Genomic DNA, 26,117 nt, shown 5'->3' on the forward strand with positions numbered 1-26,117 from the left:
ATGTGCCGGCTGAACCCTATCTAGCCAGGATTGTTTCTGTTCAAGCCAGATCTGCCATGACCATTTCGCTCGACATCACCGACAGCAACACACGCGCCGCGCTTGCATCACGCGCTGCCGCACAGCAGAAGGCCTCGCTTGTCGGTCTCAGCCGCGCCGAAATGGCCGAGGCGCTCATTGCTGCTGGCATCGTGCCGGAAAGACAGGCCAGGATGCGCGTGCAGCAGCTCTGGCACTGGCTCTATGTGCGCGGCGTTTCCGAATTCTCGCAGATGTTTAACATCTCGAAGGATCTGCGCACCGCGCTCGACCAGCATTTTGCCATTGCCCGTCCGGAAATCGTCGAGGAACAGATTTCCGAGGACGGCACGCGCAAATGGCTGTTCCGCTTCCCTGCGCGCGGAGCCGGCAGGCCGGTGGAGATCGAGACGGTCTATATCCCCGAGGAGGGGCGCGGCACGCTGTGCATCTCTTCCCAGGTCGGCTGTACGCTGACCTGTTCGTTCTGCCACACCGGCACGCAGAAGCTGGTGCGCAACCTGACGGCGGAAGAGATCCTGGCGCAGCTGCTGACCGCGCGGGACCGGCTGGGCGATTTCCCGGACCGGGACACGCCGGCTGGCGCGATCGTGCCGGCCGAAGGCCGCAAGGTTTCCAACATCGTCATGATGGGCATGGGCGAGCCGCTTTATAATTTCGAGGCGGTCAAGCAGGCGCTGCTGATTGCTTCCGATGGCGACGGGCTGGCCTTGTCAAAGCGTCGTATCACGCTTTCCACCTCGGGCGTCGTGCCCGAAATCTACCGGACCGGCGAGGAGATCGGCGTGATGCTGGCGATCTCGCTGCATGCGTCGAATGACGACCTGCGTGATCTTCTGGTGCCCATCAACAAGAAGTATCCGCTGAAGGATCTGATCGACGCCTGCCGAAAATATCCCGGCCTTTCCAACGCGCGCCGCATCACCTTCGAATATGTGATGCTGAAGGATGTCAACGACAGCCTGGAAGATGCCAAGGCGCTGGTGCAGCTGCTGAAAGGCATTCCGGCCAAGATCAACCTGATTCCGTTCAACCCCTGGCCCGGCACCAACTACCAGTGCTCGGACTGGGAGACGATCGAGAAGTTCGCCGACTTCATCAACAATGCGGGCTATGCCTCGCCGATCCGTACGCCGCGCGGCCGTGATATTCTCGCGGCCTGCGGCCAGCTGAAGTCGGAATCGGAACGGCTGAAGAAATCCGAGCGCCTGGCGCTCGAGGCGATGATGATAGCGGGACACGGCGAGGCGTGAGCAGCCAGAGTTCCGCTCTGGTGCTCTGGCTTGGTCGCTTCGGCCTCGTCGTTCTCGGCTATCTGGCCTCGGTCGTCGGTGCGACCGCCGTCACGGTCATCGCGCTTTTCGCCGCTGGTTTCGTCGCGGAAGGCGCCAACATGGCTGGCCTGCTGAAGAACCTGCGCCAGTTGCCCGAAACTTTCCTGGTAGGCCTGATCATAACCGTGCAATCGGCATTGCCCGGTTTCCTGATTGCCATATCCGCCGCGGCAATCCTTCGCTGGGTCAAGCCGCTGAGCTACACCCTGGCAGGGGGGCTGAACGGCGTCTTCTCCATCCTTGTGCTCAATTTCTTCACCGGGACCCGACTGTTCGTCATGCCGCCGGGCCTGCTGATCCCATGCGTCGTTGGCGGCCTCGCCGGCGGTTTCGTTTTCCATCTTGTGTGTGTCCGTCGAATTGGCAACTGGGGCAGGACGACGGCATGAACCGCTTCGCGGCCTATTTCATCCGCTGCCTTGTCATCCTGTTCGGGTATGCGGTCGCCGTTTTGGCGGCGAGTGCCTTCATCAATGTGCTGTTCCTGGGGGCGATCGGCTTCAGTGCCGAGGAAACCCGCTGGCTGGCAAGCGGCCCGCTGGTGGTCACCATTCCACTTCTTGCTGTCTTCGTCGGTTATTTCGCGTTTGCGCCCTCCGCGCTGCTGATCCTGGTGACGGAGCTGCTGGCTCGGCGCGACTGGCTGTTCTATGCCCTGGGGGGTGGCGTGGTCGCGGGCATAGTCCTGGGCGTTGCCTGGCGATCGGGCGACCCGGATTTCGCGGTCATGGACACGCGCGTCATCCTGGGCATCGTCGGTGCAGGAATGGTCGGCGGCATCTTCTACTGGCTCTGCGCCGGCCGTTGGGCCGGAAGCTGGTGGCGGGACAGCAGGCCGCCTACTTCGCCTGGGCCGTCAGGATCTTGAGCGCGAAGGCCGAGAAGACGCCGGCGAACAGATAATCCACGGCTCGCGTCACGCGTGGGCTCGCCTTCATCGCTGCCGAGAATTTTTCCGCAGCGAACACCATTGGCGCGGTGACCGGGATGGACAGCACCACGAACATGGCGCCGAGGAAGAACAGCTTGCCCGGCGCGTTAGGATCGTGCGCGGAAACGAACTGCGGCAAGAAGGTCATGAAGAACAGGATGATCTTGGGATTGAGCAGGTTGACGCCCAGTCCGGCCGCCCAGGCGCGGGTCAGCGAGATTTTCGGTCCGCTCTTCTTCTCCGGGGAAAAAGCCGAGCCCTTGGCGATGGCCTGCCAGGCGAGAAAGACAAGGTAGCCGGCGCCGAATATCTTCAGCACGAAGAACGCCATCGGCGAGGCGACGATCAGCGCGGAAATGCCGACCACCACCAGCGATGTATGGATCAGGGTGCCGCACAGCGCCCCCGCCATCGAAGCGAAGCCGGCAGCGCGGCCCTGGCTTAGGGTACGGCTGACGAAAAGCGTCATGTCGGGCCCGGGCGTGATCGCCAGGATGAAGGTGGCGATGGCGAACTGGATCAGCGTGGTGGTATCTGGAACAAACGACATTGCAGGCTCCCCGCAGCAGGCAGGCCGAGCCATAACCGATAAGCCCGCCTTGCTCCAGGTGCAGCTGAATGTCTCTATCGACCCAGGCGTCTCAGCGCCGGGAGCGTCGAGACGGCGATTTCAGCAGTCTCTTCGGGCATGTAGGGGCCGAATTTGGCTTCGATGATCCTGCCCAGTGGCTGGGGCCTGCCAAGCAGATAACCCTGCGCCTCGTTGCAGCCTTCCTTCTGCAGGATGGAAAGTTGGATTTTTGTCTCGACGCCTTCTGCAAGCACCGGGATCTCCAAGCTGCGCCCCAAAGCCAGTACGGCACGCACGATGGCTTTGGCCTGTGGACTCTGTTCGATATCGCCCATGAAGGAACGATCGAGCTTGATCTTGTCGAAGGGGAATGAACGCAGCGTGTCGAGCGAGGAATAACCGGTGCCGAAGTCGTCGATCGCGATGGTGACACCCAGCGCCTTGATCTGACGCAGTGCGTGCAGGGTTCGCGCCTTGTCGGCGATGATCGCTGACTCGGTCAGCTCGAGTTCCAGCCGGCGCGCCGGCAGGCCCGTCTCCAGCAGGATCTCATGGACCAGCTTTGGCAGGTTGTTGTGCGACAGCTGTTTCGGCGACAGGTTGACGGCAACCTTGTGCTCATTGTGCCAACCCGCCGCATGCCGGCATGCGGTGCGCAGGACCCACTCGCCGATCGCCTGGATCGAACCGTTTTCCTCCGCGATCGGGATGAATTCGGATGGCGGGATCATGCCACGCTCGGGGTGACGCCAGCGCAGGAGCGCCTCGTAGCCGGTCACTTCGCCGGTGAGTACGGAGGCCTGCAGCTGGTAGTGAAGGGCCAGTTCGCCGCGTTCGATCGCGTGGCGCAGATCGTTGGCGAGCGCCCGCCGGTCGCGGGCCGCTTCGTCCATGGCTGATTCATAGAAGCAGACAACTTGCTGTACATCCGCCTTGGCACGGTACATGGCCAGGTCGGCATTGCTCACTAGGCGCTCGCAGTCCTCGCCGTCGTGCGGATAGACCGCGACACCGATGCTGGCTCCGGTGACGATCTCGAAATCGTCGAACCGCAGCGGCTGGAACAGCGCCTTTTCAAGCCGGGCAACAAAATCGAGCAGGTCGCTCTGTTCCGAAAACCGCTTGATGGCTGCAAACTCGTCGCCGCCCAGGCGAGCCGCGAACTCGCTATCCTTCAACAGGCGGGTCATGCGGCGCGCCACGGTCTTCAGCGCCTGGTCGCCAGCCGCATGTCCGCGCATGTCGTTGATCTCCTTGAAGCGATCGAGATCGATTCCGATCACGGCGACTCTCGCGTCCTCGGCCTCGCCTGCCCGCTCGATCTCGTGAGCCAGACGGTCGTTGAAGCTCGTACGGTTCGGCAGGCCGGTCAGCGCATCGTTGAGGGCAAGATGCTGCAGGCGTTCGTAGTTCTCGAAACGCGTCCGCTCGTCGATGAGATGGCTGACGGCGCCGGTGCCGGCGATCAGCAGTCCGACGATCGCTACCGAGACGGCCATGGCTTCGAGAACGCTCGGGTTGGTACCGCCTGTGACGAAGGACATCGGCGTCACCGAGACCGCGGCCATCCCGGTGAAATGCAGTCCGACGATGGCAAGCACCAGGATCGCGGTGCCAATGAGGAATGCCTTGGCACTCTGCCCATCGACCCACTGCCTCAGCGCCAGGGACGCTGCGACAACCGCGATGAGCACGGATGCTGCGACATAGATGCCATCCCATTCGACGATGCCGGCGACGTGATAGGCCGCCATCCCCGCATAATGCATGGCCGAGATCGAAAGCCCGACAACAGCGCCGCCGACCACTGCCGCCAAGCGGCGGCCGCTTGTTGCCCAGGCAAAGCCGATACCTGTGCCGATGATGGCAATGACCAGCGACGCCATAGTCAGGAGCGGCTCGAAGAAAATGGGCGCGCCTGGATCATAGGCCAGCATGGCGACGAAATGCGTGCACCATATCGACGAGCCGGCGGCTACGGCGGTCAGAACCAGCCAGCCCTTCGCCTGCACGCCTTCGGTTTTTCTGACGCGTTGAAAAAGACCGGAGGTGACCCAGCAGCCTGTGACGCAAACGAATGCCGCGAGCAGGACGAGCCACAGATTGTGTTCCATGGCGATGCAGGAGATGACGCGCATCGGATTCAGCGGACCTTTGGAGCGGGACAATCAAGAAAGCCGAGACCGACTAGCGGTTGAATCGTGAATGCGGGTTTAACCCAGCGGTATTCGAGGCGAGTTCCCCGTTCGGTCGAAGAGTAGGGTCAAGGAAGTGTTTCCATCAGGAACGCCAAATGTCCTGCCGGATGTCCGGTCCAACATCCTTGCCGCCAAACAATTTGGCGCGGTTGGCCGCTTCCCCCAGGATCGGAACCGCACTAATAGTGGCGCCGAAAAAGCGGTTCTGGCCAAATGCAGGAAGGTTGCCCTCCAAGATGTCCAAATTCAAAGACGTGAAGAAGGTGGTGCTCGCCTATTCGGGCGGCCTCGATACCTCGATCATCCTGAAGTGGCTGCAAACCGAACTTGGCGCGGAGGTTGTCACCTTCACCGCCGACCTTGGCCAGGGCGAAGAGCTGGAGCCGGCGCGCCGCAAGGCCGAGATGCTCGGCATCAAGGAGATCTTCATCGAGGACGTGCGCGAGGAATTCGTGCGTGATTTCGTCTTCCCGATGTTCCGCGCCAACGCGGTCTACGAGGGGGTCTATCTGCTCGGCACTTCGATCGCCCGCCCGCTGATCTCCAAGCATCTGATCGAGATCGCCGAGAGGACCGGCGCCGACGCCATCGCGCACGGTGCGACCGGCAAGGGCAACGATCAGGTTCGCTTCGAACTGTCGGCCTATGCGCTGAACCCGGACATCAAGATCATCGCGCCATGGCGGGACTGGTCTTTCAAGAGCCGCACGCACCTGCTCGAGTTCGCCGAGCAGCACCAGATCCCGGTCGCCAAGGACAAGAAGGGCGAGGCGCCGTTCTCGGTCGATGCGAACCTGCTGCACTCCTCCTCCGAGGGCAAGGTGCTGGAAGATCCGGCGGTCGAGGCGCCCGAATACGTGCATATGCGCACGATTTCACCGGAAGCCGCTCCCGACAAGGCAACCGTCATCACGGTCGGCTTCGAAAAGGGCGACGCGGTTTCGATCAATGGCGAACGCCTTTCGCCGGCGACGCTGCTTGCCAAGCTCAACGACTATGGCCGCGACAACGGCATCGGCCGCCTCGACCTGGTGGAGAACCGCTTCGTCGGCATGAAATCGCGCGGTGTGTACGAAACGCCGGGGGGCACGATCCTGCTGGCTGCGCATCGCGCCATCGAGTCGATCACGCTCGACCGCGGTGCAGCCCACCTCAAGGACGAGTTGATGCCGCGCTACGCGGAGCTGATCTACTACGGCTTCTGGTTCTCGCCGGAGCGGCAGATGCTGCAGGCCGCGATCGACCTCAGCCAGAAGGACGTCGAGGGTGAAGTGACACTGAAGCTCTACAAAGGCAACGTCATGGTTATCGGCCGTGAATCGCCTAAGTCGCTCTATTCCGACAAGCTGGTTACCTTCGAGGACGACCAGGGCGCCTATGACCAGAAGGATGCGGCCGGCTTCATCAAGCTGAACGCCCTGCGCCTGCGCACGCTCGCGGCCCGCAACAAGCGCGGTTGAGCGTGCACAAGGCCCGTTGTTCCGTCGCTGGCTTTCTTGCGCTGGCGGCGGTTCTGCCGGCTGTCGCACAGGATTTCGACCCGGCTGCGCTTGATCTGCCTGCACTGGTCGAATGCCGGGCGGACGTGCCTACCTATAACGGTTTCGCTTTCTGGTTGGCGGGTGAGCCGGACGCCGCCGACAGGCTGGGCTGGCGCAAGGTCGACAGCGGCAATCCTTTCCTGTCGCAGTATGAGCTGGAAAAGCCGCTGGTTGCCTTCGGCAGCGAAACAAGAACGCTGGTCTTCACATCGAGCGGCCCGATGGCCGTGCTCGATGGCATCACAGCCCCGGATCTGGCAAAGAAGCTCGGCATTGAGCCGATGATCTCCACACCGCAGAAATTCCTCGGCGAAAAGGTCGTCTCGGAGAGGAGCGAGACGTCCGAAGGCATCACTTTTGCCACCCGCATCAGCCTCAATGTCTCAACAGTCGAGACGCATCCAGGCAAGGTACTTGCCGGCTGCTCCTACAAGGTCGAGGTCATGTAAAAGCGTGTCGTCCGGCATCGCAGAGGACATATCGGTCAATCACTGATTGAGGACCAACTACACGCGCGCCTCTGCGGCTTGATGTTTTGTCACCCTTGCCTAGGTTTGCGACCTATCGGGCTGAGGGGCTTTCCATGAAGAATTGTCTTTTCGTATTACTTGCTGCGACCGTCGTGCTTTCCGGCAGTCGAACCACCCAGGCGGCTGATAGGCCGGACGTCAAAACCGGCTTCGCCCGCTGCATGAAAAACTATCCTTCCTTTCCCCTCTCCGCAAAGGAGGAAATCAGGACCTTCATGGGGGTATCGAAGGAGCGCGCGCCTGGACTTTTCTGTCAGCGCCTCGCCAAGGCTGTCGCCAGTGGACGCATTACCTTGTCCGATATCAATCGGCTTCAGGAGAACCGATCCACCGAGATCTGGAAGGTCATAAAGGGGAAATAGGCGAGGATCGCCGCGCCGGCGACCCTCGCAAGAAAAGTTCGAGCCCGAGCTCGAACCTGGTCCCATCAATCGTTGTCGATGGCCGTGGCGATGCGGGCGATTGCCTGCTGATAGACGCTGGCCGAATTCCAGCCGGCAATTGCGCCCATATTGCCATCAGCGCCGACACCGGGCTGCCAGCCGTGGCCCTTGAGGAAGTTGGCGGTCGAGGCAAGCGCGGTTTCCTTGTCGCGCAGGTTTGCTCCGCCGACGCCATATTTCAGGACATTTCCCGGCAGGAACTGGGTATGGCCGATCTCTCCGTGCATCGCGCCCACCGAACTGGCGGTCAGCGCGCCGCGATCGACGAGCTTGAGGGCGGCGATGGCATGCGGGTAGAAGAATTGGGGACGACGGCAGTCGTAGGCGAGCGTCACGATGGCGGAGACGGTGTTCTGCTTGCCCATGGCGGCGCCAAAACCGGTTTCCATGCCCCAGATGGCGAGCAGAACGCCCGGCGTTACGCCGTAGGTGCTCTCGATCCGGTTGAAGAGCGCCGCATTGGCCCTCTTCATGGACTTGCCGCGCGAAATGATTGTCGCGGCGCCCCTGCGCTTCATGAAATCTTCCACCGAACCGCTGAAAGCCTTCTTGACCGCCCGGTCGGCGCGTATGGTCGCCGTGGCGTATGTCGCGCCTTCCAGCGCCGCAAGGCCGCGGCTCTTGACGCCTTCAGCCTGCGCTTGCTGCGCGAAATCCGCCTTCCACTGGTCGAACCCCGCGGCCGACTTGCCGCATTCGGCCGCCTGGGTGGCGCCGGTCAGCAGCAAAAGCGCCGCCACGGCTGCGAAAACCTTTCCCTTGGCACGCAATGCCATTCTCATCTCCTGGTTGCCTGAATCACCTCGCGAGGCGAATTTGCCAGCGAACATCGAGCTTGTCACCGACGTTTCCCCGGCGCCCGCCGTGTTCCGGCTAAAGGCCAGAACCCTGCTCCAATCAAGCGTTTTTTGCCGATTTCGCCGATTCGGGCGTCGATCTGGCGGCGCCTGCGGCTCACCTGCAACGACAATCCGGAACAAAGCGTGAGCATCGATCGAAACTTTAGCGGGAACGTCAGGATGCCGGAGGCGTTGGCGGTGCGAGGGACGATGACAGAGGAGCAAGACAATGAGGACATTGCTGTTGTCTGCGATCGCGGGAACACTCGTTGCCATGTCTGGCGCGGCATGGGCGGATACGCTCGTATCGGCCGACAGAGACCTCAACATGCGCGCCGGGCCTGGTTCACGTTACCCCGTGGTGGGTGTCCTGGCTGCGGGTCAGACCGCGGTGCTGGATGGTTGCCTGCAAGGCTCGAAATGGTGCGCCGTCGGCAATGCCGACAACCGTGCCTGGATCAATTCGGACTATGTCACCAGCGAATTCTCCGGCAGGCGCGTGCTGCTGACAGAACGGCCCGTCGATTCAGGCGTGACCGTGATCGAGACGCCGGGCGCCGTCATGGACGATGAACTGTCGACCGGATCGATCATCCAGGATGATGATGCGGATATGCCGGTGCCGCCGATGGAAGTGCGCAGCTACGTCAGGACGAACGCGGTTGATCCGATCTACATCCAGGATGAGGTTCGGACCGGCGCGACACTGCCCGATACGGTCATGCTGCGTGAAGTTCCCGGCTATGACTATCGATATGCCTATGTGAATGGCGAGCCGGTCATCGTCAGCCCGTCGTCCAGGCATGTCGTCTATGTCGGCGAGTAATCATAACGACTGTCGGCGGCGCGATCCGACAAATTTAACCTAATCCTTGCGACGTGATTGCGAGGTTTCCGGGCATCGCCTAGTCATGGCGGTGCCCGATGTTACAGGCGGGTCATTCGAGAAGAGCCCGCATGATCTCCGAGCCGACAGCCTTCGAGCGTTACCGTTCGAGCCCGACTGGCAAAATGACGCTCCCGCGTCTCATCTTCGGCACCATCATCATCTTGCTGGTCTGGACACTTTCGACTTTTGCGGCGGTGCGGGCCGGCTGGGGTTTCGTTGCGCTGGTGCCTGCCTCGTTGCGGCCGGATGGCTATGGCATGGAGGCTTTCCTCACCTCGCCCATCGGTGTGCTGACAGCGCTGGTCACATTCTGCGGCATATGGGCTGGTGCGTGGCTGGTGATGCGATGGATCCACCGCGAGCCGCTTTCGGCCCTTTTCGGCAACAGCCAGCGGATTTCCCGATCCGGTTTCCTCAAAGGTTTTGTTGCCGTCATCCTCACATCGGTCTTTTCCGAAGTGCTGCTGTTTCTGCTCGATCCTGTGATCCAGCGTGGCTCGATCCGCCTTGGTGTCTGGTTGTTGGCTTTGGTGCCTGTCGCGCTGCTTGGTTTCGTGCAGACCTCCGCGGAAGAGCTGTTGTTTCGCGGCTACCTGCCGCGCGGGCTGGCCGGACGTTTCCGAAGCCCGGCGGTGTGGGCGCTGCTGCCAACGCTGGTCTTCACGGCGCTGCACTGGAGTGGAGGCTCGGCGCCCGCGATGAACGCTGCCGGACTGATCTCCATCGGTGTCTTCGCGGCTGTCCTGATGATGCTCGTCCATTCGACAGGGAATCTCGGCGCGGCCTTCGGTGCCCATCTCGGCAACAACCTGTTCGGTTTCCTGCTGATTTCGCACCAGGCCAGTCTTTCCAGCTTTGCGCTGTTCGAGGCACGATCGCTGGAGGGCGCTGGCTGGGCTGGCACCGATGCGGTCCTGATCGCGGGTATCGGCATCGTATCCAGCCTGCTGACGGCACTGCTTCTGCTGCATCCGCGCTCGCCGCTCAGGGTGGCGCCGGATCTCGGTTGACTGGCCGAAAACGCCGATTTCAGCCATTTCCCTTGACTCTCGGCCATTTTTCCTGTCAAAGGCCGCCAACTTCCGCGACGATCGTCTTCGCGAAAGCCGACCGGGACGAGGCAAGCGCGTCAAGATGCGCTGCCGAGCGATCCCGGAGGCCAACACCCGGCAGCGCTGTGCGCCCCCGGGTGCTTTTTGGTTTTGGGCTTTGCTTGGATGATCGGTGCGGACGTATTACCTCTCGGGTCTGACCATCCGGGATCGAAGGAAGAAGCATGTTCGAATCGCTGCAAGAGCGACTTGGCTCAATTCTGAACGGCCTTACCGGCCGCGGCGCGCTGTCGGAGGCTGATGTCTCGGCCGCGCTGCGCGAAGTGCGCCGTGCGCTGCTCGAGGCCGACGTCGCACTGGAAGTCGTGCGTTCGTTCACCGACAAGGTGCGGGAGAAGGCGGTCGGCGCGGCGATTCTGAAGGCGATCAAGCCCGGCCAGATGGTCGTGAAGATCGTTCATGACGAACTGGTCGAGATGCTGGGTGCCGAAGGCGTCGCCATCGACCTCAATGCGCCGGCGCCGGTCGTCGTCATGATGGTCGGTCTGCAGGGCTCCGGCAAAACGACGACCAGCGCCAAGATCGCCAAGCGGCTGACCGAGCGCCAGGGCAAGAAAGTGCTCATGGCCTCGCTCGACACGCGCCGCCCGGCGGCGCAGGAGCAGCTGCGGCAGCTCGGTGAGCAGACCAAGGTGGCGACGCTGCCGATCATCGCCGGACAGACCCCGGTCGATATCGCCAAGCGTGCCGTTCAGGCGGCCAAGCTGGGCGGCCATGACGTGGTCATCCTCGACACCGCCGGTCGGACGCATATCGACGAGCCTTTGATGGTCGAGATGGCCGACATCAAGAAGGCTTCGACCCCGCATGAAATCCTGCTGGTGGCCGACTCGCTGACCGGTCAGGATGCCGTCAATCTCGCCAAGAATTTCGACGACCGCGTCGGCATCACCGGGCTGGTGCTGACCCGTATGGACGGTGACGGCCGCGGCGGCGCGGCGCTGTCGATGCGCGCGGTCACCGGAAAGCCGATCAAGCTCATCGGCACCGGCGAGAAGATGGACGGGCTGGAGGAATTCCACCCCAAGCGTATCGCCGACCGTATCCTCGGCATGGGCGATATCGTTTCGCTGGTCGAGAAGGCTGCCGAAACCATCGACGCGGAAAAGGCCGCGGCGATGGCCAAGAAGATGCAGTCCGGCAAGTTCGACCTGAACGACCTCGCCGATCAACTCGGCCAGATGCAAAAAATGGGCGGCATGGGCGGCATCATGGGCCTGATGCCCGGCATGGGCAAGATGAAGGACCAGATGGCGGCCGCCGGCCTCGACGACAAGATGTTCGGCCGCCAGCTTGCCATCATCTCGTCGATGACCAAGGCCGAGCGGGCAAACCCGGACCTTCTCAAGCACAGCCGCAAGAAGCGCATCGCTGCCGGTTCCGGGACCGATGCCGCCGAGATCAACAAGCTCCTGAAGATGCATCGCGGCATGGCCGACATGATGAAGGCGATGGGCGGCAAGGGCAAAGGCGGCGGCATGATGCGCGGCCTGATGGGCGGGCTGGCCAACAAGATGGGCCTTGGCGGCATGATGCCTGGGATGGGTGGCATGCCCGATCTTTCCAAGATGGACCCCAAGCAGATCGAAGCCTTGCAGAAACAGGCGGAAGCCGCGGGCCTCGGCAAGGGTCTTCCGGGCGGAATGCCCGGCGGTCTACCAGGCCTCGGTGGCGGCGGTTTGCCGGGCCTGCCTGGTGGCCTGAAGCTTCCGGGCCTCGGTGGTCCGGGTGGCTTGCCGGGCCTCGGCAAGAAGAAGTGAGGCGGCGATGAGCGACGAGAAAAAAATGGAAGCCGCCCGCGCCCAGCTCGCAGGCTATCGTGCTTCGATCGACAACATCGATGCCGCGCTCGTGCATATGCTGGCGGAGCGTTTCCGCTGCACCAAGGCGGTCGGCGTTCTGAAGGCCACGCATGGCTTGCCGCCAGCCGACCCGAAGCGCGAGACCGAGCAGATCGAGCGGTTGCGCCGACTTGCCAAGGAAGCGCAGCTCGATCCCGATTTCGCAGAGAAATTCCTGAACTTCGTCATCCGCGAAGTGATCCGCCATCACGAGCAGATCGCCGCGGAAACGGCGCAAGCATAACCGGCTGGACCCGGCCGTAACCCGATCAACGAGAATCAGAGCTTTAGGAGAAACAAAATGGCACTGAAAATCAGACTGGCCCGCGCGGGCTCGAAGAAGCGTCCTTACTACCACATCGTCGTCGCCGACGCGCGCTCGCCGCGCGACGGCCGTTTCATTGAATCGATCGGCGCCTGGAACCCGCTGCTGCCCAAGGATGGCGACCGCGTCAAGATCGACGCTGATCGCGCCAAGCATTGGCTGGGCAACGGCGCGCAGCCGACCGACCGCGTGCTGCGTTTCTTCGACGAAGCCGGTATCGCCAAGCGCGAAGCCCGCAACAACCCGTCCAAGGCCGAGCCGGGCAAGAAGGCGCAGGAACGCGCCGCCTTGCTGAAGAAGGCGCAGGAAGACGCCGCTGCCGCCGTGGCTGCCGCTGCCGCCCCGGCTGAAGCCAGCGAGTAAACAGTTCCGCTACGGCGGAGAAACGGCGGGCCGAAAGGCCCGCCGTTTTGCGTTCAGGCAACAGGGTCGGCAAATGGAGTGTCCGGTTTGCTGGCGTAGAAGATCACCATCCGTGCGGGCGTATCGGTGCTCAGATTGCGGCCCGTCATGGCGACGTGCGCCGGTTCGACAAAGACCTCACCCGCCCTTATCTCCATCGGCGCACGGCCTTCGAGCTCAAGCGTGAACGTTCCTTCCAGCATATAGACCGTCACGGGGTGACGATGGCTGTGATGAGGCGTGCAATCGCCAGGATCAAGCCTGGCCAGCAGGATCCGTATTTCCTGTGTCTCCTGTGTCGGCATGTCGGTGGTCGCCGCGCGGTACGCGACCGATAGCTTCGCGGCACCCGAAGATCGTGCCGAGGTGGTGATGCCGACGGTCAGGCCGGCGATGGCGTCTCTGGTTGCCATTGTCTCGTGCATCGTCTCCTCCATCGTTTCGTAATGAAGGCTAATGCCGGGCCGCTCTTTCCGGCAGCCGCAAGCTTGCAGAGCCGCCGAGCAGAAGCGCATAACGTCGGGATGTTCGACTGGAACGACCTGCGCTATCTGCTTGCCGTCGCGCGCGAGGGCAGCACGCTGGCGGCTGCGCGGGTGCTGGGAGTAAACCAGTCCACGGTCCATCGACGGCTGGTTGAGCTCGAGCGGCGCGTCGGTTCTGCACTCGTCTCCCGACATGCAACGGGCTACAGGCTAACGAGCCTGGGCGAGGCGCTGCTTCCGGCAGCCGAGCGCGTAGAAGCAGAAATTCTGGTTCTTCAGAACCAGATCCGCGCTCACGGGGACGAGCTTGTCGGGGTCATTCACCTGACCTGCCCCGAGCCACTGGTGTCCCGCCTCGCAGGGTCGTCCTATCTCGACCTCTTCCACGAGAAGCATCCGGGTTTGACGATCGAATTCGTGATGAGTGACCGCTATCTCGACCTTGGAAAGGGCGAGGCGGACGTGGCGCTGCGTTCAGGCGAACCGGATGACGAAACGCTGGTCGGCCGCAAGATCGCCGATTCGATATGGGCGGTCTACGCCAGCAAGAGTTATCTTCAGCATCATGGTCGGCCGGAACGGGTCGACGACCTTGACCGCCACGCGCTGGTTGGCTTCGATGGAATGCTCGTCAACCATCGCGCTGCGAAATGGCTGTCTGCCGTTGCCCCCGGCGCCAGGATCGCTGCACGCAACAACAGCGTGCTTGGCGTGTTGCATGCCGTGAAATCAGGTATCGGCATCGCGCCGCTGCCAACCACCATTGCAGACACGGAGGATGACCTGGTCCAGGTTCTTCCTCCGGTGCAGGACCTTGCACGGGGTTGGTATCTTCTCACCCGTGCCGATCTGCGCCAGACGCCGCGCATCAGCAGCTTCTTTGATTTCACGTTCCGTCATCTGCATCTCATTCGGCCGATCCTGATGGGCTGATGTCTGTCCTCACGTCGAAAGACGGGCGCGTTGCGGGCGGCGGTTCCTCCCTTTCGAAGTATGACGGGTATATGACATTCGGCTTAAGCAAGAAGTAAGTAAGCGGCCGCTAACGTGCTTGATATGGCGCGCTGTCCAAGGATGTTGCGCGAGGCATGATGCCGTGATGCCGGGCCGGAATTGTTCCGGCATGTGCTGAAAATCGATGCGACTCTGCCGTGAAGCCTGGTGCATGCCGGGCCGTGGAAGCGTTGCGGCAATGGCGGGCTGGAATGATGTCGATTGCGGTGCGGGTCAAGGAACTGGACGGGCTTGCGAGGCAACAACAGCCGACCGAGCCAAGTCCTTCGAGCCAGGCCGACCGCGTGTTCCGTATCGACACCGAATTCGAGGACGTTCGACTGATGTTGCGTCGCTGGCAGGCGGCATGCATCGACGGCGTTCTCCCCCCTTATGAGGAGCTGGCACTGGGCAGCGTCGGTCGTTTTGCCGACGAACTGGCAGTGGTTCGGCTTTCGGAAGGCCATGCGGGTTTCATCCTGCGCGCGGGCTCCCGTTTCTGCAGCCTGGCTGACATCGCCGAGGCATCGGTCTCGCTTTCCGTCCTGCCGTTTGCGGTTCGACGCGCGGTGAATGACGCCATCGATCTCGCGCGCCTGGCTGCGCGCCCCTATCTGACGCTGTGCCGGTCGATCATCGACGGCATGGTGTCAACCATGGAGGTGCTGGCGCTGCCGCTATCCTGTCGCTGGCCAGGCGAATATTTCCTGGTCTTCGCAAGACCGCGCAAAAGCCAGGTCGATCTGGCACGTCTGCTCATCAACTCGACCGACGAGGGCATTCTGGCGCTGAGCCCACTGGAAGGCGTCGGTACCGCGCCCCGCGACTTTCAGGTGCTCAGCATAAACAACGCCGCGGCCAGGATGCTCGACGCACCGGCGGAAAACATGCGCCTGCGCCTGTTGTCCGAGGTGAGTGCGGCTGAATGCCTGGCGCGTCTGCTTGATCAGCGCTCTCGCAACCGAAGCCAGGGCACTGCTGTACCGTCGCTCGAACTCGAATACGATCTCGCCGGCGAAGCGATCTCCCTGCAGGTGGGTGTCGTCGAAACCGACGGTCTTCTTGCCGTGACGCTGACCGATGTGCGTGAGATCCGCAACCGCGAGGTGCTGTTCCGTTCGCTGTTCGACGACAACCCGGTGCCGATGTATGTGCGCCATCTCGCGACCGGCGCCTTCCTCAACGCAAATGCCGCGGCACTTCACCTTTACGGGCATGATCGCGCTGCTTTCCTCGCCCTGGACATCCGCAATCTCGAACCGAATTCCGCGGCGCGTGTTGGTTCTTCCGGCGAACGCTTCGCGCGCCACCGCACGGCATCAGGAGCCGAGCTGGACGTCATCGAATACACGCGTGCCATAACGGTCGGCGGACAACCGGCAACGCTCTCGACCATCGTCGATGTCACCGAGCGCAAGCGGGCGGAAGAGCGGATCTCGTTCCTCGCGCACCACGATCCGCTGACCGGGGTCGGCAATCGTACGACCTTTTCACAGGAAATCGAGGAGGCGGTGGCAACCGCGGTTGCCGGCCACCAGCCATTCGCACTGGTTCTGATCGATCTCGATGACTTCAAGGCCGTCAACGATACGCTGGGTCACGCCGCCGGCGATTCCCTGCTGATCGAAACCGCCGACAGGATCCGCCGGCTGCTGCGCCGTACGGATCTCGTCGCTCGTCTCGGTGGCGATGAATTCGCCGTGCTGTTGCGTGGCGCCCTGAGCCGAGACGACGTCCAGTTGCTGGCCGGGCGGATCATCCAGGCGATCGCCCAGCCGCACGGCTATGAAGGACACAAGCTTTCCATCGGCGCCAGCCTGGGCGCCGCCATCGCGCCTGTCGATGCACGTGAGGCCGGCACGCTGCTGAAATGCGCCGACCTCGCTCTCTACCGCTCGAAGCGCGAGGGCAAGGGCACGTTCCATTTCTTCGAACCCGAAATGGACGCCGAAATGCGGGAGCGCCGTGAGTTGGAACTGGAACTGCGCTCGGCCGATTTCGACCGCGAACTGGAGTTGCACTACCAGCCGATCATCTCGCTGCGCAGCGGCGGCCTGCGTGGCTTCGAAGCGCTGGTGCGCTGGCGCAACCCGAGACGCGGCATGGTGTCCCCGGCAGAATTCATCCCCTTGGCCGAAGAGACAGGCATGATCGATGCCATCGGCCGTTGGGTCCTGGAGGAGGCCTGCCGGCGTGCAGCTGCCTGGCCACAGGATCTCATCATCGCCGTCAACGCTTCGGCGGTGCAGTTCCGCCAGGGCCGCTTCGCGGAGACAGTCACCCAGGCGCTCGCGGCGTCCGGGCTCGATCCCTCGCGCCTGGAGATCGAAATCACCGAATCCGTGCTGCTGGCCGACACGGGTGCCAATCTTGCTTTGCTGGAGCGGCTGAAGGATGTCGGCGTCCGCGTCGCGCTCGACGATTTCGGCACCGGTTATTCAAGCATGAGTTATCTCAGGCGCTTCCCGTTCAGCCGGCTGAAGATCGATCGCTCCTTCATCCGCGACATTGGTTCCAGCCGCGAATCCATGGCGATTGTCAGGGCGATCATCGGTCTGGGCGCCAATCTCGGCATCGATACAACTGCGGAAGGCGTCGAGACGGGTGCGCAGCTTGAACTGCTGCGGCAGGAACGCTGCGGCGAGATTCAGGGCTTCCTGTTCAGCCCCCCGGTCGACAGCGTCGGCGCCTTGCGCATCATAGACAGCTACCGCAGCGACGAGAGTAAGGTCGCCTAAAAGCAATCTCGGGAAAAGCGTGCAGCGGTTTTCCGGCCGGAGTTGCCTAAAGCAAAAATTGAAGCGCTTCGGCTTCCGAAAAAGGAAACGCTCTGGCCTTGGAGGCCATCCGTCACGAATAGAAGTAGTTTTCTGCCTCCAGCACCGGCGGCGCCGGTTCGCCGAGTGCTTCGAACACGGATACCTCGCAGACCCGGCAAAGCGCGTCGAGCGCAAGGTCGTTGGCCTCCGTGCCGAAAGGGTCTTCCAGTTCTTCCGACAAGGCATCGAGCCCGAAGAAGGTGTAGGCGATCAGCGCCGTGAAAAGCGGCGTCACCCAGCCGGCGGTCGCGGCAAGCCCGAAGGGCAACAGCAGGCAGACGATGTAGGCCGTTCTGTGCAGCAGCAGTGCATAGGCAAAAGGCAGCGGTGTGCCGGCGATGCGTTCGCAACCAGCCTGCATGGCGGCGATCGCCGACAGGCGCTCGTCGAGGATGCGATAGCCGATACTGTCGATCGTGCCGCTTTCACGCAGGGCCGCCACTCGTTTGCCCATGCGTCTCACCATCTCGTCCGGCCGATTGACGAAGACCGCGAGGCTGTCGGCCGCCTCGCCGATGAAGGGGCGCGCGTCGGTGGTGCTGTCGATCCGCCGCAATTGCCCGCGCAACATGTGACAGAAGGCCAGCACGTCCATCAGCAGCGAACGTTGTTCCTCCCGCGATGAAATGAGTCCGGTCGCGGCACGGGCAAGGTTGCGGACATCGTAGACAAGTTGTCCCCAGAGCTTGCGCGCTTCCCACCAGCGGTCATAAGCGGCGTTGTTGCGGAAGCCGAGATAGATCGACAATGTCACGCCCAACAGACCGAAGGGGGCGATGGTGAAACCGCTCAGCTCGAAGCCGAAATATCTGACCAGCGCGACCACGGCGGCCGCATAAGCGGCAAAACCGAGGATCTGCGGCAGAATTCGCGGTACGATCGACCCGCGCATGATGAAGAAGAGCTGCCAGAGCCCCGGTTTTGGCCGCACGATCATGACAACCCCACTCTTGCCCACCCTTCGACAGCCGGGCATAGAATGGGAAATGGCGGCTAGCAACACACGGCCGCGACAGGATGCGTCGCGACGCCGCTTCAGGCGCTGTGCTGCTTCTGCTCGTCAGTATCCGGGGCGAGAGCGATAATCTGGATCGTCGTTGTAGTAACGGCCGCCGCGATCCGGACAGCGATCGACGAAGACCCGTCCATAACGATCGCGGTAGCGGCATTTGCCACGCTCGCTGGCGTTGCCGATCAAGGCGCCTGCCACAGTGCCGACAGCGCCGCCGATGACGGCACCCTCGACTGGATTGCCTGCGACGGCGGCACCCACTGCCGCGCCACCCAGTCCGCCGATTGCAGCGCCCCTTTCCGTCTGCGAACAGGCGGCAAGGGGCAGCAACAAAGCTGCCAGGATCAAGACGTTCTTCATGATCGTTCCTTTCGAAGCGACATACCGCCCGCCTGTGTCCAACGCCGTAGCGTTGGATTCGATCCAAACAATCACTCCCTTAGCCGGAGAACGGCAACAGAGCGCGCAACCGCGGATCACGCAGCCACAGGCCGCCCCACAGAAGCAGGCCGAGATAGATGCCGAAGAAGGTGTGCGAGAACAGTGGATTGCCGATCCTGACGTGAGTGGCGATCGCGCCGCCGAAATAGGCGGTAAGCAGGATGGCCCCCAGGAAAGAGGTGCGCGGCCAGGCGTAGAGCGCGGTGGAGATCAGGCCGATGACACCGAGCAGGCGCGCGGTGCCGACATCCGCGGGCCAGCCGATCTCGGTCATCGTCTGGGTGACGATATCGAGTGGTGGCAGCTTGATCACGCCGTCGAATATCATGAAAAGGACGATCAAGCCGCTCATGATGCGGCCAGCCCACAGGGCTCGGGTCGAGACGGTTTCCGTCGATGCGTTGAGATTGGACATGTTGTTCCCTCCAATGCTTCGTTGGCCCGGGGTTGTCCGAGGCCATCTGCGAAGTTACGCCTAGGACGGATAAGCCGGCGCAAATCCGACAGGGGTCTTGATTCTTTGCCGCTGAACCAACCTGCGAGGAAACAATGAGTGGTGAGACCAAGCTGAAGACGTTGCTCGGTTCGATGCGGCCGGAACTGCAACCGGAGACATATGTCTTTGTCACCCTTCCGCTTGACCACAGCCTGCCGGATGGTGTCCCGCCGTTGATGGTGTTTGGTGAAAAAGAGGGCTGGACCTGCATCGTCGGCGAAGACGCAGCCGGCCGAGCCGGGCTGTCTGGCACCTTCCCCTGCCGCATGATCACGCTTTCCATCCACTCGTCGCTGGAGGCCGTGGGCTTTCTCGCTGCCATCCTGCCGCGCCTTGCCGCCGCAGGCATGGGGGTCAATCCGGTCTCTGGTTTCTACCACGACCATCTTTTCGTGCCGGCCGATCGCGCCGACGATGCGATGCGTATGCTCGAGGACCTGGCGGCGGCAAACAGGAGCTGACAGTTCCAGCCCTACTTAACGCGTTGTTTGTCCCTTGGTTCTAGTGTGCAGGCGGGACATTCGGGCGTGGCGGTGAGTCAGGACCTTTTCATATCGCTTCTCAATCCGGTGCTGTCGATCGTTCTGTCGACGGCATTTTTCGTGCTGTGGTCTTTCCGGCGCGAGAACCGCTACGTGCTGCAACTGTGCATCTGCTACCTAGCCGTGGCGATCGGTTTCACACTGCAATCGTTCGACCTCGGTGCCGGCCTAGCCGTGTCGAAAGTGATTTCCAATTTTCTGTTTTTCGGCGCGCTTCTGCTGTTTGTCGCGGCAGTCGCGACCCGCCAGGGCGTGCGCGTCCCCTGGGTAGCGTCGCTGGTCTGCATAGCGGCTGGCATGGGCGGCCTGCTCTGGTTCCTGTTCGTGCAACCTTACTTTCCCGGGCGGGTGTTTTCCGTGAACTACGGCCTGGGCGCGCTGTGCATCATCGCCGTGATGCGGCTGCGCCAGTCCAGCCGCCGCTCGGTGATCGACCGGATGATCGTCCTGATGGCCGGACTGAGGGCGGCTGACTTTTTCATTCGCCCGCTGCTGGTCGCATTGTTGAGCGGCGTCGATGCCGGCCGTCCGCCATACCTGCACTCGCCCTACTGGCTGACCACCAGCCTTTCGGTAATGGTGTTCTCGCTGCTGATCGCGCTCACCCTGCTGACTGCCGTTGCGCTCGACACCATCAACGAATTGCAGGCCGAGTCCGAGACATTGTCGAAACTGCTCAACCGGCGCGGCTTCGAACAGAAAGCCGCGTCCGTTCTGCAGCGTAGCGCCCGCAACGGCGCGCCGGTGACACTGGTGCTGGCCGATCTGGATCATTTCAAGTCGGTCAACGACCGTTTCGGACATGCTGTCGGCGACCAGGTCATCGTCGAATTCGCCGCGAGGCTGCAGGCGGCGGGTTCGCGCGCGGTCGTCGGGCGGATCGGCGGCGAAGAATTCGCGGTGCTGATGCCGTCGACCGATCTGGTTGCCGGGCGCCTGTTTGCCGAAACGGTGCGGGGGGCCTTCTGCTCGGAAACAGTCGAAGGCGTGCCGCAGGGCGTCAAGCTGACCGCCAGTTTCGGCGTCGCCGGCCGCTTCGGAGGCGAAGAACTCGCCCCGCTGATGTTGCGCGCAGACGAGGCGCTCTACAAAGCGAAGCAGAACGGGCGCGACAGCGTCCGCATATCGTTCCAGAGGCAGCCGATGGCCGCATACGTGGAACTGCCGGCTGCGAGTTGACGGAACTGCCGCCCGGTTAACCTGTTCTTCGTTTCGCAGCGCTACAATCATCACTTGCTAAAATGATTAAGTTGATGCGACCGGAACCGAGGCTACGGATAGATTTGTCGCGATGAGCGGTGCGAACTTCATCCTGGCGATCAACCTTTTCGTCGCTGGCCTGCTGGCAGCGGCTTTCATGACTGTTGCCGCCTACGACACGCGACGTGTCGCGGCGCGTTGGCTGGCGCTCGGTTACGCCGTCGGCATGGTCTATTTCGTCGTTGAATTCTCCATCCCTGCTTTCAACTATGCGACGCCACCGGTGGTGGCGGCGTTTGCGGTATTTCTTGCAGCAACCCTCATCTTCAACGTCGGGCTCGCCAACAAATACGGCATAACGCCGCCGTGGCGTTTCATGGTGGCGTTTTTGCTGCTTACTTCAGTGATCGTCTATTTCGTGCAGGATCTGCCTCGGAATTCCTTCCCGCGCATGGCAGCCTATCAATTCCCCTATGCCGCGGCGCAGCTCATCGGACTGTGGATCGTCTGGTCGTCGCGCCAGCGGCGCGAGAAGCTCGACATCATCCTGATGGCTGTTCTCGCGGCGAGCGCGCTGCAGTTTGCGTCGAAGCCGTTGATCGCCCACGCATTGGGCGGCTGGGGTGCCAATCCGCAAGCCTATCTGCAGACGAACTATGCGATGGTTTCGCAGTCGATTGGCACGGTGTTTGCCATTGCGATTGCCTTGCTGCTTCTGGTCATCCTGGTGCGCGACGTGCTCGCCGAAGCCACTTCGAAATCGGAGACCGATACGCTCTCGGGCCTGCTCAATCGCGGCGGGTTCGAGCGTCATGCCGAAACGGCATTGCGCGACGGGGCCCGCCAGGGCCTGCCGGTGTCGCTCGTCATTGCCGATCTCGACCATTTCAAGCTGGTCAACGACAATTTCGGCCATGCCTGCGGCGACCGCGTTATCGAAACCTTCTCGGGTTTCCTGCGCGATGCGGCCGGGCAGAGCCATCTCGCCGCACGTCTCGGCGGCGAAGAGTTCGCTGTGATGCTGCCGGGGACCAATCTTGCCGCCGCGCGACTGTTCGCTGAAGGCGCGCGCAGTGCCTTCGGTGCCCTGCCGATCAAGGGGTTGCCGCTGTCCTATCGCTGTACGGCGAGCTTCGGCGTTGCCGAACTACGCTCCGGGGAAACCCTCTCCGAATTGGTGCGCAGGGCGGACGAGGCACTTTACGGCGCCAAGAAGGGGGGCCGTGACCAGGTCCGCGTGGCTTCGGGGCCGATCGCCCTCGTCGGCAAACCCAACGGCAAGCCGCTGGGCAACGGCTTCAACGGCAGGGACTGATTTCCGGCATTTCGCCGTCGGCAAGGCCGTACATATAGGAGCGGCCCTTCACGAAGGCCGGCGGCCGATAGCAGTCGCGTTCATCGGCGTGGCTGCCCATTCGATCCATATAAAGAAGCTTCGGCTGGCCGGCGCTGGTGTAGTCGGCCATCTTCCTGGCCATGGCGCCTTCGCCGACCAGGATGCGCTTGTAACCAGTCGCACTGTCGATCACCAGGTTGCCGAAAGAGTCGGCGTAGGCGCGATCGTGCTGACTCGACCACGCCAGGGCGGGAAACGCCTGGCCGACTGTCATGGCCACAAACGTGATGCCGATGACGGCATGGCGGGTAGAATTCCAATGCATGGCGCTCCTCCATTCGAACGAGGGCTGCCTCCTCGAATCGTAGAATTAACCTTTTCTTAACCTTTGTTAAGGGGGTGGCGCGTTGGCATGCGTGACTTCGCTTAACATGGTTAATATCGTGGCTTGATCGGCAGGGATGATCGCGACTAGGTTGGCGCGGTGGAGGAGTCATATGGCGCTACGCCGAATTTCCCGGGCGACGCCCATCCTGATCACGCTTCTGGCGCTTGCAGCCTGTGTTTCGCAGCCGAGCAAATCCGCCCTGAAAGCCAACAGCGCACAGGGGCAGCTGGCTGCAGCCGCCACCGCTGCCGCACCGGCTTCGCAAGCCGCAACGACGCTGGTTGAAAAGGATACGCCGCAGCCACGCATGGCGACCTACAACTGCGCCGACGGCGGCCGCATGACCGTCGAGAACATTGGCACGGCGATCCGCGTTGTGGGCTCTGATGGTGTCAATGAGGAGCTGCCCGCGGCGCCGGCCGGCCAGAACAGCCGATTCGGTATCGACCATGACGCAATCGTGATCGACGGGCGCGAGGCGCTGGTCATGAAAGCCAATGCTACCCCTGTGGCCTGCAGGCGCTGATCCTTTCGGGCAGCATCCGATAGGCCAGTCGGGTGGTGGCATTCGCAGTCGCGAGGAAGTTCAATCGTTTAAAGGCGACGACGCCACTATTCATCAGACTAAATGACTTTTCCAAAACGATTTTCTGGCTTTGACGCGGTGCAAAAAGCGTTTTAGAACGCCGCTGTTCCATAGTCGCATTCCGAAGCGTCGATGCCGCGTTTGCATTGCCGTGACGGGTGCCGAACGGGGAAGCCATGAGCCACTCACCAGCCACCCGCGACAGACCACTTTCGCCGCATCTCACCATCTACCGGCCGACGATCACCATGACGATGTCGATCGTGCACCGCATCACCGGTTGCGCGCTTTATGTCGGCACGCTTCTGGTCGCCTGGTGGCTGACGGCAGCGGCCGGTCCGCAATCCTATTTCGATTTCGTCAACGGCATCTTCGGCTCCTGGTTCGGCCAGCTGGTGCTGCTTGGCTACACCTGGGCACTGATGCATCACATGCTGGGCGGCATCCGCCATTTCGTGTGGGATACCGGTGCCGGGCTCGAAAAGCACACCGCCTCGAAGATCGCCTGGGCGACATTGATCGGCTCGGTGATCCTGACGATCCTGATCTGGGTTGTCGGCTATATGGTCAGGGGAGGCTGAGCCGTGAGCGCGAACAAATCCGAGATGCGCACTGCGCTCAAGAAGGTGCGCGGCCTTGGCTCCGCTCGCGAAGGCACCATGCACTTCTGGCGCCAGCGCCTGACGGCGGTCGCCAATGTCCCGCTGCTGCTCTTCTTTGTCGGCTTCCTCATCGCCACCAACGGCGCATCCTATGAGGAAGTCCGCGCAGCCCTGGCCAACCCGCTGGTTGCGCTGGTGATGATCCTGGTGCTGGTTTCCGGGCTCGTTCACATGCGCCTCGGCATGCAGGTCGTCATCGAGGACTACGTTACCAGCGAGGGCAGAAAGCTCGCAGTGCTCATCCTCAATACTTTCTTCACGGTAGCGGTCGGCGTGGTTTCGATCTTCGCCCTGCTCAAGCTGGCATTCGGAGGCTGACGCTTTGGCCAAGGACGCAAAAAGCGGCAGCGCAGGCTCCGCCTATACCTATGTGGACCACAAATTCGACGTGGTGATCGTCGGCGCGGGTGGCGCCGGCCTGCGCGCTACGCTCGGCATGGCCGAGCAGGGACTGCGCACGGCCTGCATCACCAAGGTCTTCCCGACCCGTTCGCACACCGTGGCGGCGCAGGGCGGCATCGCCGCCTCGCTGCAGAACATGGGTCCCGACAGCTGGCAGTGGCACCTCTATGACACCGTGAAGGGCTCCGACTGGCTCGGGGATGTCGATGCCATGGAGTACATGGTGCGCGAGGCACCTGCCGCGGTCTACGAGCTCGAGCACTACGGCGTGCCGTTCTCGCGAACCGAGGAAGGCAAGATCTACCAGCGCCCGTTCGGCGGCCACATGATGAACTACGGCGACGGTCCGCCCGTGCAGCGCACCTGCGCGGCGGCCGACCGCACTGGCCACGCCATCCTGCATACGCTCTACGGCCAGTCTCTGAAGAACAACGCCCAGTTCTTCATCGAGTATTTCGCACTCGACCTGATCATGGACGATGACGGCACCTGCACCGGTGTCGTCGCCTGGAATCTCGATGACGGCACCATCCACCGCTTCTCGGCCAAGATGGTGGTGCTGGCGACCGGCGGCTACGGCCGCGCCTATCTGTCGGCAACCTCGGCACACACCTGCACCGGCGACGGCGGCGGCATGGCCGTGCGTGCCGGCCTGCCGTTGCAGGACATGGAATTCGTGCAATTCCATCCGACCGGAATCTATGGCGCCGGCTGCCTGATCACCGAAGGTGCGCGCGGCGAAGGCGGTTATCTGGTCAATTCCGAGGGCGAGCGCTTCATGGAGCGTTACGCACCTTCCGCCAAGGACCTTGCCTCGCGCGACGTCGTCTCGCGTTGCATGACGCTGGAAATCCGCGAAGGACGCGGCGTCGGCAAGCTGAAGGATCACATCTTCCTGCATCTCGACCATCTCGATCCGGCGGTTCTGCACGAACGCCTGCCGGGTATCTCGGAATCGGCGAAGATCTTCGCCGGCGTCGACGTGACGCGCGAGCCGATCCCGGTGCTGCCGACTGTGCACTACAACATGGGCGGCGTGCCGACCAACTACTGGGGCGAGGTGCTGAACCCGACCGCAAAGAGCCCGGACCGCGTATCGCCGGGCCTGATGGCGGTGGGCGAGGCCGGCTGCGCTTCCGTGCATGGCGCCAACCGTCTCGGCTCCAACTCGCTGATCGACCTTGTGGTGTTCGGCCGCGCGGCGGCGATCCGTGCGGGACAGGTGGTGGACCGCAGCTCCGCCGTGCCATCGGCCAACCCAAAGTCGCTCGAAAGGATCATGGATCGCTTCGACCGGCTGCGCTACGCCAATGGCAGCACGCCGACCGCGGTGTTGCGCGACAAGATGCAGCGCGCCATGCAGGAAGATGCTGCGGTGTTCCGCACGCAGGAGTCGCTCGAGCAAGGCTGCAAGCGCATTTCCGCGATCTGGGGCGAGCTGAAGGATCTCAAGGTCTTCGACCGCTCGATGATCTGGAATTCGGACCTGGTCGAGACGCTGGAGCTGGAAAACCTGATGGCCAACGCCATCGCCACCGTCTACGGCGCCGAAGCGCGCAAGGAAAGCCGCGGCGCACATGCCCGCGAGGACTTCTCGGCGCGTGACGACGCCAACTGGCGCAAGCACACGCTGGCGAAGGTCGGCGAGGATGGCAAGGTGACGCTGACCTATCGCGGCGTGCACACCGAAACCACGCTGCCGCTGGACAAGGGGGGCATCGACCCCGCAAAGATCGCGCCCAAGGCGCGGGTGTACTGAG

Annotated in this window: 29 protein-coding genes; 20 read left to right on the forward strand and 9 right to left on the reverse strand. The window is 62.5% G+C overall.

The genetic code is table 11. The annotated features are described in order from the left end of the window. Window positions 1-56 precede the first annotated feature (56 nt). Genes rlmN through ACFWYE_RS11565 form a run of 3 tightly spaced genes read left to right on the forward strand, consistent with a single transcriptional unit; the run spans window position 57 to window position 2,241 of the window. The gene (rlmN, locus tag ACFWYE_RS11555) at window positions 57-1,292 is read left to right on the forward strand and encodes a 23S rRNA (adenine(2503)-C(2))-methyltransferase RlmN (RefSeq protein ID WP_379111499.1); all 1,236 of its coding nucleotides are present in this window, start codon (window positions 57-59) and stop codon (window positions 1,290-1,292) included. After that, window positions 1,289-1,762 (forward strand): hypothetical protein, encoded by a 474-nt coding sequence (locus ACFWYE_RS11560; RefSeq protein ID WP_379065310.1) that lies wholly within the window; start codon window positions 1,289-1,291, stop codon window positions 1,760-1,762. The genes rlmN and ACFWYE_RS11560 overlap by 4 nt, the downstream gene beginning before the upstream one ends. Continuing rightward, on the forward strand, window positions 1,759-2,241 hold the full coding sequence (locus ACFWYE_RS11565; RefSeq protein WP_379065312.1) for a hypothetical protein: 483 nt from the start codon (window positions 1,759-1,761) through the stop codon (window positions 2,239-2,241). The genes ACFWYE_RS11560 and ACFWYE_RS11565 overlap by 4 nt, the downstream gene beginning before the upstream one ends. Here the strand turns inward: ACFWYE_RS11565 and ACFWYE_RS11570 are convergent. Beyond that, a complete protein-coding gene (locus ACFWYE_RS11570) occupies window positions 2,213-2,854 on the reverse strand; it encodes a LysE family translocator (RefSeq protein ID WP_379065314.1) in 642 nt (213 codons plus the stop codon). The genes ACFWYE_RS11565 and ACFWYE_RS11570 overlap by 29 nt on opposite strands. Window positions 2,855-2,928: 74 nt before the next feature. Further along, window positions 2,929-5,013: a putative bifunctional diguanylate cyclase/phosphodiesterase gene (locus tag ACFWYE_RS11575; protein ID WP_379111959.1), complete on the reverse strand. Its 2,085-nt coding sequence runs from the start codon at window positions 5,011-5,013 to the stop codon at window positions 2,929-2,931. Window positions 5,014-5,309: 296 nt separating this feature from the next. Here ACFWYE_RS11575 and ACFWYE_RS11580 point away from each other — a divergent pair, with 296 nt between their 5' ends. The 3 genes from ACFWYE_RS11580 (at window position 5,310) to ACFWYE_RS11590 (ending at window position 7,506) form a co-directional block, all read left to right on the forward strand. Then, window positions 5,310-6,533: an argininosuccinate synthase gene (locus ACFWYE_RS11580; RefSeq protein WP_379111501.1), complete on the forward strand. Its 1,224-nt coding sequence runs from the start codon at window positions 5,310-5,312 to the stop codon at window positions 6,531-6,533. 2 nt (window positions 6,534-6,535) lie between these two features. Next, on the forward strand, window positions 6,536-7,063 hold the full coding sequence (locus ACFWYE_RS11585) for a hypothetical protein (protein WP_379111503.1): 528 nt from the start codon (window positions 6,536-6,538) through the stop codon (window positions 7,061-7,063). 134 nt (window positions 7,064-7,197) lie between these two features. Then, complete coding sequence (locus ACFWYE_RS11590; protein WP_379111505.1) at window positions 7,198-7,506, forward strand: hypothetical protein; 309 nt, start codon at window positions 7,198-7,200, stop codon at window positions 7,504-7,506. A gap of 65 nt (window positions 7,507-7,571) precedes the next feature. Here the strand turns inward: ACFWYE_RS11590 and ACFWYE_RS11595 are convergent, their stop codons facing one another. Beyond that, window positions 7,572-8,363: a lytic transglycosylase domain-containing protein gene (locus ACFWYE_RS11595; RefSeq protein WP_379111507.1), complete on the reverse strand. Its 792-nt coding sequence runs from the start codon at window positions 8,361-8,363 to the stop codon at window positions 7,572-7,574. 292 nt (window positions 8,364-8,655) lie between these two features. On the opposite strand from ACFWYE_RS11595, the gene ACFWYE_RS11600 reads away from it, so the two are divergent. The 5 genes from ACFWYE_RS11600 to rpsP all read left to right on the forward strand — a co-directional run bounded on the left by ACFWYE_RS11600 (window position 8,656) and on the right by rpsP (window position 12,956). Then, window positions 8,656-9,252 carry a DUF1236 domain-containing protein gene (locus ACFWYE_RS11600; protein WP_379111509.1) on the forward strand — a complete coding sequence of 199 codons (597 nt, stop codon included), beginning with the start codon at window positions 8,656-8,658 and terminating at the stop codon, window positions 9,250-9,252. Window positions 9,253-9,383: 131 nt separating this feature from the next. Further along, window positions 9,384-10,325 (forward strand): CPBP family intramembrane glutamic endopeptidase, encoded by a 942-nt coding sequence (locus tag ACFWYE_RS11605; RefSeq protein WP_379111511.1) that lies wholly within the window; start codon window positions 9,384-9,386, stop codon window positions 10,323-10,325. Between the two features lie 266 nt (window positions 10,326-10,591). Further along, window positions 10,592-12,187 (forward strand): signal recognition particle protein, encoded by a 1,596-nt coding sequence (ffh, locus tag ACFWYE_RS11610; protein WP_379111512.1) that lies wholly within the window; start codon window positions 10,592-10,594, stop codon window positions 12,185-12,187. Window positions 12,188-12,194: 7 nt separating this feature from the next. Then, window positions 12,195-12,512, forward strand: a complete 318-nt coding sequence (locus tag ACFWYE_RS11615) for a chorismate mutase (protein ID WP_379065329.1) — start codon at window positions 12,195-12,197, stop codon at window positions 12,510-12,512. A gap of 57 nt (window positions 12,513-12,569) precedes the next feature. Continuing rightward, window positions 12,570-12,956 carry a 30S ribosomal protein S16 gene (gene rpsP / locus ACFWYE_RS11620; RefSeq protein ID WP_379065331.1) on the forward strand — a complete coding sequence of 129 codons (387 nt, stop codon included), beginning with the start codon at window positions 12,570-12,572 and terminating at the stop codon, window positions 12,954-12,956. 53 nt (window positions 12,957-13,009) lie between these two features. On the opposite strand, the gene ACFWYE_RS11625 is transcribed toward rpsP, so the two are convergent. Next, window positions 13,010-13,420 (reverse strand): cupin domain-containing protein, encoded by a 411-nt coding sequence (locus ACFWYE_RS11625; RefSeq protein ID WP_379111514.1) that lies wholly within the window; start codon window positions 13,418-13,420, stop codon window positions 13,010-13,012. Window positions 13,421-13,519: 99 nt separating this feature from the next. Here ACFWYE_RS11625 and ACFWYE_RS11630 point away from each other — a divergent pair, with 99 nt between their 5' ends. Both ACFWYE_RS11630 and ACFWYE_RS11635 read left to right on the forward strand, forming a co-directional pair. Then, complete coding sequence (locus ACFWYE_RS11630) at window positions 13,520-14,413, forward strand: LysR family transcriptional regulator (RefSeq protein WP_379111515.1); 894 nt, start codon at window positions 13,520-13,522, stop codon at window positions 14,411-14,413. 272 nt (window positions 14,414-14,685) lie between these two features. Continuing rightward, window positions 14,686-17,211: a putative bifunctional diguanylate cyclase/phosphodiesterase gene (locus ACFWYE_RS11635; protein ID WP_379111516.1), complete on the forward strand. Its 2,526-nt coding sequence runs from the start codon at window positions 14,686-14,688 to the stop codon at window positions 17,209-17,211. Window positions 17,212-17,323: 112 nt separating this feature from the next. Here the strand turns inward: ACFWYE_RS11635 and ACFWYE_RS11640 are convergent, their stop codons facing one another. The 3 genes from ACFWYE_RS11640 to ACFWYE_RS11650 all read right to left on the reverse strand — a co-directional run bounded on the left by ACFWYE_RS11640 (window position 17,324) and on the right by ACFWYE_RS11650 (window position 19,160). Continuing rightward, window positions 17,324-18,229, reverse strand: a complete 906-nt coding sequence (locus ACFWYE_RS11640) for a bestrophin family protein (protein ID WP_379111517.1) — start codon at window positions 18,227-18,229, stop codon at window positions 17,324-17,326. Window positions 18,230-18,352: 123 nt separating this feature from the next. Continuing rightward, the gene (locus ACFWYE_RS11645) at window positions 18,353-18,664 is read right to left on the reverse strand and encodes a YMGG-like glycine zipper-containing protein (protein ID WP_379065343.1); all 312 of its coding nucleotides are present in this window, start codon (window positions 18,662-18,664) and stop codon (window positions 18,353-18,355) included. Between the two features lie 79 nt (window positions 18,665-18,743). After that, window positions 18,744-19,160: a DoxX family protein gene (locus ACFWYE_RS11650; protein WP_379065345.1), complete on the reverse strand. Its 417-nt coding sequence runs from the start codon at window positions 19,158-19,160 to the stop codon at window positions 18,744-18,746. Between the two features lie 134 nt (window positions 19,161-19,294). Here ACFWYE_RS11650 and ACFWYE_RS11655 point away from each other — a divergent pair, with 134 nt between their 5' ends. The 3 genes from ACFWYE_RS11655 to ACFWYE_RS11665 all read left to right on the forward strand — a co-directional run bounded on the left by ACFWYE_RS11655 (window position 19,295) and on the right by ACFWYE_RS11665 (window position 22,298). Further along, window positions 19,295-19,702 (forward strand): ACT domain-containing protein, encoded by a 408-nt coding sequence (locus ACFWYE_RS11655; protein ID WP_379065347.1) that lies wholly within the window; start codon window positions 19,295-19,297, stop codon window positions 19,700-19,702. A gap of 66 nt (window positions 19,703-19,768) precedes the next feature. Next, on the forward strand, window positions 19,769-20,962 hold the full coding sequence (locus ACFWYE_RS11660; protein WP_379111518.1) for a diguanylate cyclase: 1,194 nt from the start codon (window positions 19,769-19,771) through the stop codon (window positions 20,960-20,962). A gap of 112 nt (window positions 20,963-21,074) precedes the next feature. Beyond that, on the forward strand, window positions 21,075-22,298 hold the full coding sequence (locus ACFWYE_RS11665; protein WP_379111519.1) for a GGDEF domain-containing protein: 1,224 nt from the start codon (window positions 21,075-21,077) through the stop codon (window positions 22,296-22,298). Here ACFWYE_RS11665 and ACFWYE_RS11670 read toward each other — a convergent pair. Beyond that, a complete protein-coding gene (locus tag ACFWYE_RS11670; RefSeq protein ID WP_379065353.1) occupies window positions 22,282-22,644 on the reverse strand; it encodes a hypothetical protein in 363 nt (120 codons plus the stop codon). The two genes, ACFWYE_RS11665 and ACFWYE_RS11670, sit on opposite strands and share 17 nt — an antisense overlap. A 172-nt stretch (window positions 22,645-22,816) precedes the next feature. Here ACFWYE_RS11670 and ACFWYE_RS11675 point away from each other — a divergent pair, with 172 nt between their 5' ends. Next, window positions 22,817-23,233, forward strand: a complete 417-nt coding sequence (locus ACFWYE_RS11675) for a hypothetical protein (protein WP_379065355.1) — start codon at window positions 22,817-22,819, stop codon at window positions 23,231-23,233. Here ACFWYE_RS11675 and ACFWYE_RS11680 read toward each other — a convergent pair. Beyond that, complete coding sequence (locus ACFWYE_RS11680; RefSeq protein WP_379065357.1) at window positions 23,208-23,471, reverse strand: hypothetical protein; 264 nt, start codon at window positions 23,469-23,471, stop codon at window positions 23,208-23,210. The genes ACFWYE_RS11675 and ACFWYE_RS11680 overlap by 26 nt on opposite strands. On the opposite strand from ACFWYE_RS11680, the gene sdhC reads away from it, so the two are divergent. From sdhC to sdhA, 3 genes are read left to right on the forward strand one after another with little or no spacing between them, the layout of a single operon-like run. After that, window positions 23,470-23,874 carry a succinate dehydrogenase, cytochrome b556 subunit gene (gene sdhC, locus ACFWYE_RS11685; protein WP_144378668.1) on the forward strand — a complete coding sequence of 135 codons (405 nt, stop codon included), beginning with the start codon at window positions 23,470-23,472 and terminating at the stop codon, window positions 23,872-23,874. The two genes, ACFWYE_RS11680 and sdhC, sit on opposite strands and share 2 nt — an antisense overlap. 24 nt (window positions 23,875-23,898) lie before the next feature. Next, window positions 23,899-24,273 (forward strand): succinate dehydrogenase, hydrophobic membrane anchor protein, encoded by a 375-nt coding sequence (gene sdhD / locus ACFWYE_RS11690; RefSeq protein WP_379073244.1) that lies wholly within the window; start codon window positions 23,899-23,901, stop codon window positions 24,271-24,273. 4 nt (window positions 24,274-24,277) lie between these two features. Continuing rightward, window positions 24,278-26,116: a succinate dehydrogenase flavoprotein subunit gene (sdhA, locus tag ACFWYE_RS11695; RefSeq protein ID WP_379065359.1), complete on the forward strand. Its 1,839-nt coding sequence runs from the start codon at window positions 24,278-24,280 to the stop codon at window positions 26,114-26,116. Window position 26,117 lies beyond the last annotated feature (1 nt).

Origin of the sequence: Mesorhizobium sp. NPDC059025, from assembly GCF_042739655.1 — a bacterium.
In the GTDB taxonomy this organism is placed as follows: Bacteria; Pseudomonadota; Alphaproteobacteria; order Rhizobiales; family Rhizobiaceae; genus Mesorhizobium.